Genomic DNA, 10,291 nt, shown 5'->3' on the forward strand with positions numbered 1-10,291 from the left:
ACACCTGGGCGTCGAGGGCGGCCACCCGACCCTGCATCGGCGCCCGCCAGCTGTGGCAGACGGCCAGCGCCAGCGCGTCGGCGGCGTCGGCCGGGCTCGGGGGCTTCTGCAGGCCGAGTATCCGCGTGACCATGAGTGTCATCTGCTTCTTATCGGCGCGACCGCTCCCGGTCACTGCCGCCTTGACCTCGGAGGGGGTGTGGAACGCCACCGGGATGTCCCGGTAGGCCGCGGCCATGGCCACGACGCCGGCGGCCTGCGCCGTGCCCATCGCGGTGGACACCTGGTTCTGGGCGAAGACCCGCTCGATGGCCACCACGTCGGGGCGGTGGATGGCCATCCACTCGTCGGCCACCTCGTGCACCGCACGGAGGCGGCGCTCGACGGGCTCGTCCGTTCTGGTCCGCACCACGTCCACGTCGAGGGCGGTGACGCCGCGACCGGGTGCGGTCTCGATCAACGCGAGACCGCACCGGGTCAGCCCGGGGTCCACTCCCATGACGCGCATCGAACCTCCGCCGATCGGTGATAGAACCTACGTTCGATAGCGTACCAGCGCCAGGCTCCTCAGGACTCCAGCGACGCGAGCACGTCGTCCGGTACGTCGACGTTCGAGTACACGTTCTGGACATCGTCCGAGTCCTCGAGCGCATCGATGAGGCGGAAGATCTTCCCCGCCCCCTCTGCGTCGACCGTCACCTCTACGGAAGCCCGGAAGACCGACTCGGCCGAGTCGTAGTCGATCCCGGCGGCCTGGAGGGCCGACCGGACCTGGACGAGGTCGGTGGGTTCGCAGATGACCTCGAAGCGGTCGCCGAGGTCGTTGACCTCCTCGGCCCCCGCGTCGAGCACCGCCATGAGGACGTCGTCCTCCTCGAGATCGCCCTTGTCCAGGATGATCTCGCCCTTCCGTGTGAAGAGGTAGGCCACGGAACCCGGGTCCGCCAGGTTGCCGCCGCCCCGGGTCATGGCCGTCCGGACCTCCATCGCCGCGCGGTTGCGGTTGTCCGTCAGGCATTCGATCAGCATCGCCACGCCGTTGGGCCCGTAGCCCTCGTACATGATGGTCTCCCAGTCGGCGCCGCCCGCCTCCTCGCCGGCACCACGCCGACGCGCCCGCTCGACGTTGTCGCCGGGAACCGAGTTCTTCTTGGCCTTCTGGATGGCGTCGAACAGCGTCGGGTTGCCGTCGGGGTCACCACCACCGGTGCGGGCCGCCACCTCGATGTTCTTGACGAGCTTGGCGAAGAGCTTTCCGCGCTTGGCGTCGATCGCCGCCTTCTTGTGCTTGGTGGTGGCCCACTTGGAATGGCCTGACATGGGGAGTTCCGCCCTCCGGGTGTCTGGGGATGAGGCCTGGATGACCTCCGGGTGACTTACAGGTGCCGCTGACGGCCCACTCTACGAGGTCGCCGCCGTCACCATGTCGAGGAAGTACCGATGGACGCGCACGTCGTCGGTGACCTCGGGGTGGAACGAGGTGGCCAGGGCGTTGCCCTGGCGCACGGCGACCACGTGCTCCCGGCCGTCCGACGCATGGACGCCCGCGAGGACGTCGACGTCCGGTCCCACGCTCTCCACCCAGGGCGCGCGGATGAAGACGGTGCGCAGCGGGTCGGGGCCGAGGGCGTCGACGACGAGGTCGGCCTCGAACGAGTCGACCTGCCGGCCGAAGGCGTTGCGTCGGACCGTCATGTCGATGGCGGAGAACCAGGTGGCGTCGGGGCGGGTGTCGAGCACCAGTGACGCCAGCAGGATCATGCCCGCGCACGAGCCGTAGACGGGCATACCGTCCGCGATGCGTTCCGACACCGGCTCGTACATCTCGTACACGTCCAACAGGCGGCTCATCGCGGTCGATTCACCGCCCGGGAGCACCAGTCCGTCGACGGAGTCGAGTTCCGATCGGCGGCGCACCGTCACGGCCTCGGCGCCGACGGTCTCGAGGTGCCGAAGGTGCTCGGCGACGTCGCCCTGGAGGGCGAGCACACCGATCCGGGGCCGGCCCGACGCGCTCACCCTCGGTCCGGGTCGGTGCCGCCCGACATGTCCACCGGGAAGGGTTGCGCGCCCTCCCGGAGCCGACGCGACAGCCCTTCCTGGGTGACCGCGGCGACGAGGCGCCCGGTGCGGTCGAAGATGCGACCCTGGGTGAGGGCCCGGCCCCCGAAGGCGGACGGTGACGTCTGGTCGTACAGCAGCCACTCGTCGGCCCGGAACGGGCGCAGGAACCACATGGCGTGGTCCAGCGAGGCGTCCTGGGTCGGCTCGTCAGGATGGATGACTTTCGCCGAGCTGAGCAGGGTCATGTCCGACATGTAGGCGAGTGTGCAGACGTGGAAGTTGGGGTCGTCCGGCAGCTCGTCCACACATCGGAACCACACCCGCTGCTGGGAGGCGAACTGTGACGATCCGCGGAGCTTCTCGCGAGGCACCATCCGGATGTCCCACTGCGCCCACTCGTCCACGAAGACGCGGTGGGTCTCGTCCAGGTCCTCGTACCGGGGCGCGGGAATCTCCTCGGCATCGATGACCTGTGGTATCGGGTCCTGATGCTCGATCCCCTCCTGGTCGCGGAGGTGGAAGGAGGCCGACATCGAGAAGATCGGCTCACCTTCCTGGATCGCGGTGACCCGCCGGGTGGCGAAGCTCCGCCCGTCCCGTAGCCGGTCCACCTGGAAGACGGTGGGTGCAGACGGGACCCCCGGCCGGATGAAGTACCCGTGGAGGGAATGGACGTGCTTGTCGTCGTCGACGGTGCTGACCGCGGCGGTCAGTGTCTGGCCGGCGACCTGACCGCCGAAGGTGCGCTGCAGATGGGTCTCGATCGCGTGACCGCGGTAGAGGTCGCGGTCGATCCGCTCGATCGCGAGGATGTCCTCGATCTTGGCCACCGGAGGGTCACCAACCCCGCTCGGCGAGCCGGTGCGGCTCCGGGATGTCGTCGACGTTGATGCCCACCATGGCCTCGCCCAGACCGCGGGAGATGGTCGCCAGGGTCTCGGGGTCGTCGTGGAAGGTGGTCGCCTTGACGATCGCCTTGGCGCGCTCGGAGGGATTGCCGGACTTGAAGATGCCCGACCCGACGAACACGCCCTCGGCGCCGAGCTGCATCATCATCGCGGCGTCGGCGGGGGTGGCGATGCCGCCGGCGGTGAACAACACCACGGGGAGCTTGCCCTTCTCAGCGACCTCCTTGACCAGTTCGTACGGCGCCTGGAGCTCCTTCGCCGCCACGTAGAGCTCGTCCTCGGGCAGGTTCTGCAGGCGGCGGATCTCCTGGCGGATCTTGCGCATATGGGTGGTGGCGTTGGAGACGTCGCCCGTGCCGGCCTCCCCCTTGGACCGGATCATCGCCGCGCCCTCGGTGATGCGCCGCAACGCCTCACCGAGATTGGTCGCACCACAGACGAACGGGACGGTGAACGCGAACTTGTCGATGTGGTTGGCGTAGTCGGCCGGAGTGAGGACCTCGGACTCGTCGACGTAGTCCACGCCGAGCGCCTGGAGGATCTGTGCCTCGACGAAGTGACCGATGCGCGCCTTGGCCATCACGGGGATGGAGACGGCGTCGATGATCCCGTCGATGAGGTCGGGGTCGCTCATCCGCGCGACCCCGCCCTGGGCGCGGATGTCGGCGGGGACGCGCTCGAGGGCCATGACGGCCACGGCGCCGGCGTCCTCGGCGATCTTCGCCTGCTCGGCGGTCACGACGTCCATGATGACGCCACCCTTGAGCATCTCGGCCATACCTCGCTTGACGCGTGCGGTTCCGGTGGTGTTCTCGGTGGACTGCGGCTCGCTCACGAAATAGGCCTTTCCTGGCGTCGATGACTCGTGGTAGGCGTCCAGTGTAGGTCGCCCTGACCTCGGTTCCCCAACCGCCGCCCCACCGTGCGGGGTCAGCCTCCCGCAGGTGGGTGGTCGACGAGTTCGACGTAGTCGGGCATCGGTGCGCGTCCCGCCAGCCGGAACGCTCTCACGGTGCCCTGCTCGCGGAGGTTCCTCGTGTCGCGGACCGCGTCGTTGTAGAAACTCCGGGCCATCGCCACCCGGTCGGTCACGTCCTCGAGCTCTGCGGCGAGGTCGGCCGGGAGCGCGGCCACGTCAAGCCCCGCCAGCAGCGTGCCGAGGCTGTTCTCCGCCCGTTCAGTGTCCGGGGAACCGTCCTCAGGGGGCCGACCTCCGTGACCGGGCGGGCCTGGCGGACCGGCCCGACCGGATCGCCCGGGCCTGTCCGGCGCCGGCTCCGGACGGGGGTCGGTCCCGGTGACGGTGTCCGAGGGGTGGGCCCGAGCCCGCACGAGGGCGTGCGACAGACGCTGGGCCGCCACGGGGTCCCTGCCCCCCAGTTCGGCGATGATCGCCGCGGTCACCGTGTGGCGGCGCTCCAGCGCGCCGATCAGGGCCGCCCGGGCGAGATCCGTCCGGATGTGCAGCCGGTCGAGACGATGGGCGGTGACGTAGGCGGTGATCAGGGCGGCGATCAGCAGGAGGGCCAGTACGACGACGACGAGGACGACCTCAGCGGACATGAAGCGTCTCCCCGGGGGCGCGGACGGTCTCGTACACGCGGATCACGCGCTCGGCCACGACCGGCCAGTCGAACTCCCGGACGGCCTCCGACGCGCGGGCGCACAGATCGGCGCGGTGCGAGGAGTCGCCGAGGACACGGATGAGGGCGCGGGCCAGGGCGTCGGGATCCCCGACGGGGGCGAGTTCTCCGCACTCCCCGTCGCTCAGGACACGGCGGAACGCGTCGAGGTCCGAGGCCACCACGGCGGTCCCGGCGGCCATGGCCTCCACCAGGACGATCCCGAAGCTCTCGCCGCCGGTGTTGGGGGCGCAGTAGACGTCCGCCGCCGCGAGTACCGCGGCCTTGCGGGTGTCGTCGACCCGGCCGAGGAACTCCACATCGAGGACTGACGGCAACCGGGCGCGCAGGGCCCGTTCGTCGCCGTCACCCATGATCCGCAACCGGAGGCCGGGCACGGCCCGCAGCACGTCCGGGAGCGCGGAGACGAGCACGTCCATACCCTTGCGCGGTTCGTCGTAGCGTCCGAGAAAGGCCACCGTGGGTGAGTCGCTGTACTCGGCGGAGGCGTCGACCCCGCGGAAGGCCGACACGTCGACCCCGTTGGGGATCTCCACCGCGCCTGACCCCAGGGCCTCCATCTGCCACCGCCGGGCCAGGGTCGAGACCGCGATCCGACCGCGGATCTTCTCCAGCAGTGGCGCGAGGGCCCCGTCTGCCGCACCGAGGATCATCGATTTCGTGGTCGAGGTGTGGAAGGTCGCCGTGATGGGCCCGGAGGACATGGCCAGGGCGAACATCCCCACCCCGGGCGCGTTGGGCTCGTGGATGTGCAAGACGTCGAGCGGTTCGTCACGCAGCCAGTGACGGGTCGCGCGCCAGGCCGCCGGGCCGAAGCTCAACCGGGCCACGGACCCGTTGTACGGGATCGGCACCCCCGGGCCGGTCAGCGTCATCCCGGACACTGGGGCGTTCTCGGCGCGACCGGGAGCGAGTACCCGGACCGTGTGGCCGCGCCGACGCAGCTCCTCGGTCAGGTCCACCACGTGCGCCTGGACGCCCCCCGGCGCATCGAAGGAGTAGGGACAGATCATGCCGATGCGCACGGGTCGATCAACCCTCGATCCGTGCGCGGCGGTCGGCGGACAGGTCGGCCAGCCAGAGGGGTTGGAGCATGTGCCAGTCCGCCGGGTGACGGGCTATCCCCTCGGCGAACAGGTCGGCCATCGCCTGGACGCCCGCCTCGACGCCCCCGGAGACGTCCACGGGCGGGGTGATCCGCACGCGCATCGTCTCCTCGTCGGGGTACCAGAACTGCGCCACAAGGAGCGGGGCCCCGGTCTCGACCGCGAGCCTCGCGGCCCCGGCGGGCATGCGGGTGGTCTCACCGAAGAAGGTGACGGGGACGCCGGTGTGCCGCAGGTCGCGCTCGCCGGGCAGGCACACGATCCCGCCCCCGGCGAGGAACTCGCGCAGCGCCTCGAACGGAGGCGTCGGGCCACCGGTGTGCGGATAGATGGTGAAGCCCAGGCTCTCCCGGTACGCCAGGAAACGCTGGTACAGCGATTCCGGCTCCAACCTCTCCGCGACCGTCGCGAAGGTGCCGTACCGGCGGGCCAGCCAGGTCCCGCCGAGATCCCAGTTGGCCGAGTGCGGGAGGGCCACGATCACGCCGCGGCCCCCGGCGAGCGCCGCATCGAGATGCTCGACGCCCTCGATGGTCCGATCCATCTCGCGGGCCACCGCCTCGCGGTCCATCGACGGGAGTCGGAACGCCTCCCGCCAGTAACGGGCATAGGACCGGAAGGAGTCCCGGATGAGGTCGTCCGGAACCTGTGCCGGCTCGACGCCGAGGACCCGCGACAGGTTCCGGCGTAGTTGGGAGTCCTCGCCCTGACGTCGGGCGGCGAGATCCGCCCCGGCCCGGAACAGGGCCCGCGCCACCGGTTCGGGAAGCGCGCGGACCACAGCCCACCCCGCGGCGTATCCGAGGTCCGAGAGGCGCTGGCCCGTGCGGGTCACAGGTCGCCCGCCGACGGTGACTCGAGCCGGTCGGGCCGCCCGAGGTAGTCGGCCCGCCCGCCCCACACCCGTTGGATGACGGTGACGAGGCTGCCCACCGCCACCACCGTGAGCGCGACCGAGAGGGCCCAGGGCACCCCCAGTCCCTCCAGCCCGGCGCCGAGGAGGATCAACACCAGACGGTCGGCGCGTTCCATGAGGCCACCGGGCGTGCGCAGTCCGCCGGCGTCCGCACGCGCCTTGGAATAGGAGACCACCTGCGAGAGCACGAGGCAGGCCAGCAGCATGCCGAGTGCGTACTTGTCGTCGGGGCGCCCGTCCACGAGCCACCACAGCAGGGAGGCGAGTATGACGCCGTCCGCCACCCGGTCCGACACCGCGTCGACCAGTGCGCCGTACGGGGACCCGCCGTCTCCCGCCCGTGCGACCGCGCCGTCGACCAGGTCGAGCAGGGTGCACAGGGCGATCACTATCGCCCCGGCGACCAGATGGCCGTTGCCGAAGAGGACCACCGCCGCCGCGCAGGTCAGGATGAGCCCGGTCAGGGTGATGCCGTTGGCCGTGACCCCGATCCGGACCAGGAACGCCGCGAAGGGGTGCGCCACCTTGGTGACGCCCGACCTTCCGAACTCGCTGAGCATCTCTTCCCCCGAATCAGGTGCGGTCGGGACCGGGCACCGTCGACCACGCCTCGGCCAGGAGCTGTCGGGTCTGGCGGAGCAGCTGCGGCAGCACCTTGGTGTCGCCGGTCACGGTAATGAAGTTGGCGTCCCCGATCCAGCGCGGCACGACGTGCTGATGGAGATGGCCGGACAGCGATCCCCCCGCGGCACTGCCCAGGTTGAGTCCCACGTTGAAGGAATCGGGCCGGGACACGGCCTTGATGACCCGGATGAGGTGCTGCGTGTAGGACATGAGTTCGCGCGACTCGTCGTCGTCGAGATCCTCCAGGTCGGCCACCTTGCGGTACGGCACCACCATGGAGTGCCCCGGGTTGTAGGGGTAGAGGTTGAGGACCACGTAGACGGCCGCTCCGCGGGCCACCACCAGACCGTCCTCGTCACTCATCCGGGGGATGTCGAGGAACGGCTCCCCCGTCATGCCCTCGACGGGCGGGGGCGCCGATTCCGCGATGTAGGCCATGCGATACGGGGTCCACAGCCGTTGGAGACGGTCCTCCCCCGCCCCGTACTGGCGGTAGCCGTCCGACCGGATCGGCTCCCGGGGCGTCACACCCGCTCCGCGGTGGGCACGTCGTTGCGCCGCGAGTTGATCCAGTACCCGATCTTGTCCATCGCGGCGGTACGCGAGACCCCGTTCAGTTGGGTGCCGTCGGGGAACCGGAAGCTCACCGCCCCCGCCTCCACGTCCCGGTCGCCGGCCAGCAGCATGAACGGGACCTTGCCGGTCGTGTGGGTGCGGATCTTCTTCTGCATCCGCTCGTCGGCCAGATCGAGCTCGGCGCGGATCCCCCGGCCCCGGAGCTCGTCGATCACGTCCTCGAGGTGCTTCTCGTGGGCCTCCGCCACGGGGATCCCGACCACCTGCACGGGGGCCAGCCACGCCGGGAACATCCCCGCGTAGTGCTCGAGCAGGACGGCGAAGAATCGTTCGATCGAACCGAAGAGTGCCCGGTGGATCATCACGGGACGCTTCTTGGTGCCGTCGGCGGCGTTGTAGGTGAGATCGAAGAGCTCGGGGAGGTTGAAGTCGAGCTGCACGGTGGACATCTGCCAGGTGCGTCCGATCGCATCCCGAGCCTGGACCGAGATCTTGGGGCCGTAGAACGCCGCCCCGCCCGGGTCCGGGACCAGCTCGAGGCCGGAGTGGGTGGCGACCCGCTCGAGCGTCTCGGTGGCCCGCTCCCAGATCTCGTCGCCCCCGACGTACTTCTCGGGGTCCTTGGTGGACAGCTCGAGGTAGAAGTCCTCGAGTCCGTAGTCGCGCAGCAGCGAGATGATGAAGGACAGGACGGAGGCGATCTCGCCCTCCATCTGCTCCTCGGTGCAGTAGATGTGGGCGTCGTCCTGAGTGAATCCACGAGCGCGGGTGAGGCCGTGGACGACGCCGGATTTCTCGTAGCGGTAGACCGTGCCGAACTCGAACATCCGCAGGGGCAGTTCGCGGTAGGAGCGGCCGCGGGAGTCGAAGACCAGGTTGTGCATGGGGCAGTTCATGGGCTTGACGTAGTAGTCCTGACCCGGCTTGGTCTCGTTGCCCTCGGCGTCGTACTCGGCGTCGAGCACCATGGGGGGAAACATCCCCTCCGAGTACCAGCTCAGGTGCTGGGACTTGCGGAAGAGGTCGCCCTTGGTCACGTGGGGCGTGTTGACCAGCGAGTACCCGGCCGCGAGATGGCGGCGTAGGGAGTGCTGTTCCATCTCGTTGCGGATGATCCCGCCGCGCGGGTGGAACACCGGGAACCCCGACCCGATCTCGTCCGGGAAACTGAACAGGTCGAGCTCGGTACCCAACCGGCGGTGGTCCCTCTTCTCCGCCTCGGCGAGGCGATCGAGGTAGGCGTCCATCGCCTCCGTGCTCTCCCACGCCGTGCCGTAGATGCGCTGGAGGCCGGCGTTCTTCTGGTCCCCGCGCCAGTACGCCGCGGAGGACCGGGTGAGGGTGAACGCGGGGATGAACTTGGTGGTCGGTGCGTGGGGCCCCCGGCACAGGTCCGACCAGATCACCTCGCCGGTCCGAGGGTTGAGGTTGTCGTACGCGGTCAGCGCTCCCGCCCCGACCTCCATGATCTCCGCGTCCTCGAGCGCCTCGGCGCCCCCGGCGTCGCCTGAGTCGGCCCGGCCCTTGTCCTCGACCAGTTCGAGCTTGTAGGGCTCGCCCGCGAGTTCGGCGCGGGCCTCGTCCAGCGAGGCGTACTCGCGCCGGGCGAACCGCTGGCCCGACTTGATGATCTTCTTCATCCGCTTCTCGAGGTCCTTGAGGTCCTCGGGGGTGAACGGTTCGGCCACGTCGAAGTCGTAGTAGAAGCCGTTCTCGATCGGCGGGCCGATCCCCAGCTTCGCCTCGGGGAACTTGTCCTGCACGGCCTGCGCCAGGACGTGGGCGCAGGAGTGTCTGATGACGGACCTGCCGTCCTCAGTGTCCGCACGGACGAGTTCGACCTGGGTGTCCACCTCGGGGACCCACGACAGATCGCGCAGCGCGCCACCCGGGTCGCGCACCACCACGATGGTGCCGGGCCCACTCCTGACCTGCAGTTCCCGCTCGGCGAGGATCTTGCCCGCCGGCTCCCCCGCCGGGATGACGGTCGTGGTCACGGTGCCCGCACCCGTCGCGTCGACGTCGGCTTCCGGCATGCGGTTCTCGGACACGGGGGGCGATCTCCTCGGCAGTGGACGACGGGTGACTCCGGGCCACCCGTGATGGGCGCACCAACTCCGACGACGGACCCGGGCCGGTCCATGCTACCCGGCGGCTCCCGGAGTCCCGGACCGCCTCGGGCGGACGTACCGGGACGCTCACGCACCTGTGGGGCACCCGGCCCGTGTGACGGACCGGGTGCCCCGCGGGCACTCCTGGTGGGCGCCGCTGTCACATGGCCAGAGCCGCGGCTCCGAACCCGGCCAGGGCGAGCAGGCCAGAGCCCGCGGCGAGCTGCACGAGCCGGTCCGCGGACATGCACTTGAGCAGGAAGTCACCCATCGTGCCGCCGCGGTGCTGGTGCACGATCGCCATGACCGACGGCCCGCATCGGCCGACCGACACGGCGGCGAA

The 10,291-nt window shown here is 70.1% G+C and carries 11 protein-coding genes and 1 pseudogene; all 12 read right to left on the minus strand.

Translation table 11 applies throughout. From position 1 onward, the window contains the following. Window positions 1–508 (minus strand): crossover junction endodeoxyribonuclease RuvC (ruvC, locus tag G6026_RS00245; protein ID WP_182611899.1); only part of this gene is annotated, 508 nt, incomplete at its 3' end. Window positions 509–567: 59 nt separating this feature from the next. After that, window positions 568–1,320, minus strand: coding sequence for a YebC/PmpR family DNA-binding transcriptional regulator (locus G6026_RS00250; RefSeq protein ID WP_107756551.1), 753 nt, complete (start codon window positions 1,318–1,320; stop codon window positions 568–570). Between the two features lie 81 nt (window positions 1,321–1,401). Continuing rightward, entirely contained in the window at window positions 1,402–2,019 is a 618-nt protein-coding gene (gene pdxT / locus G6026_RS00255) for a pyridoxal 5'-phosphate synthase glutaminase subunit PdxT (RefSeq protein ID WP_107756552.1), read from the minus strand. Beyond that, complete coding sequence (locus G6026_RS00260; RefSeq protein ID WP_107756553.1) at window positions 2,016–2,894, minus strand: acyl-CoA thioesterase II; 879 nt, start codon at window positions 2,892–2,894, stop codon at window positions 2,016–2,018. Before G6026_RS00260 ends, pdxT begins: the two co-directional genes overlap by 4 nt. Before the next feature lie 7 nt (window positions 2,895–2,901). Next, window positions 2,902–3,807, minus strand: coding sequence for a pyridoxal 5'-phosphate synthase lyase subunit PdxS (gene pdxS, locus G6026_RS00265; protein ID WP_107756554.1), 906 nt, complete (start codon window positions 3,805–3,807; stop codon window positions 2,902–2,904). Between the two features lie 95 nt (window positions 3,808–3,902). Next, window positions 3,903–4,535, minus strand: coding sequence for an NUDIX hydrolase (locus G6026_RS00270; protein ID WP_182611900.1), 633 nt, complete (start codon window positions 4,533–4,535; stop codon window positions 3,903–3,905). Beyond that, entirely contained in the window at window positions 4,525–5,640 is a 1,116-nt protein-coding gene (locus G6026_RS00275) for a glycosyltransferase family 4 protein (RefSeq protein WP_107756556.1), read from the minus strand. Before G6026_RS00275 ends, G6026_RS00270 begins: the two co-directional genes overlap by 11 nt. Window positions 5,641–5,647: 7 nt before the next feature. Beyond that, the gene (locus G6026_RS00280; RefSeq protein WP_107756557.1) at window positions 5,648–6,556 is read right to left on the minus strand and encodes a phosphatidylinositol mannoside acyltransferase; all 909 of its coding nucleotides are present in this window, start codon (window positions 6,554–6,556) and stop codon (window positions 5,648–5,650) included. Then, window positions 6,553–7,197, minus strand: a complete 645-nt coding sequence (gene pgsA, locus G6026_RS00285) for a phosphatidylinositol phosphate synthase (RefSeq protein WP_107756558.1) — start codon at window positions 7,195–7,197, stop codon at window positions 6,553–6,555. Before pgsA ends, G6026_RS00280 begins: the two co-directional genes overlap by 4 nt. A 13-nt stretch (window positions 7,198–7,210) precedes the next feature. Further along, the gene (locus G6026_RS00290; RefSeq protein ID WP_107756559.1) at window positions 7,211–7,789 is read right to left on the minus strand and encodes an HIT domain-containing protein; all 579 of its coding nucleotides are present in this window, start codon (window positions 7,787–7,789) and stop codon (window positions 7,211–7,213) included. Next, window positions 7,786–9,873: a threonine--tRNA ligase gene (gene thrS / locus G6026_RS00295; RefSeq protein WP_107758098.1), complete on the minus strand. Its 2,088-nt coding sequence runs from the start codon at window positions 9,871–9,873 to the stop codon at window positions 7,786–7,788. The genes G6026_RS00290 and thrS overlap by 4 nt, the downstream gene beginning before the upstream one ends. Window positions 9,874–10,108: 235 nt before the next feature. Continuing rightward, window positions 10,109–10,291 (minus strand): annotated as a pseudogene (locus G6026_RS00300) (methylamine utilization protein); the annotation flags it as partial.

The sequence above is a fragment of the Dietzia sp. DQ11-38-2 genome, from assembly GCF_014145055.1.
Lineage (GTDB): Bacteria > Actinomycetota > Actinomycetes > Mycobacteriales > Mycobacteriaceae > Dietzia.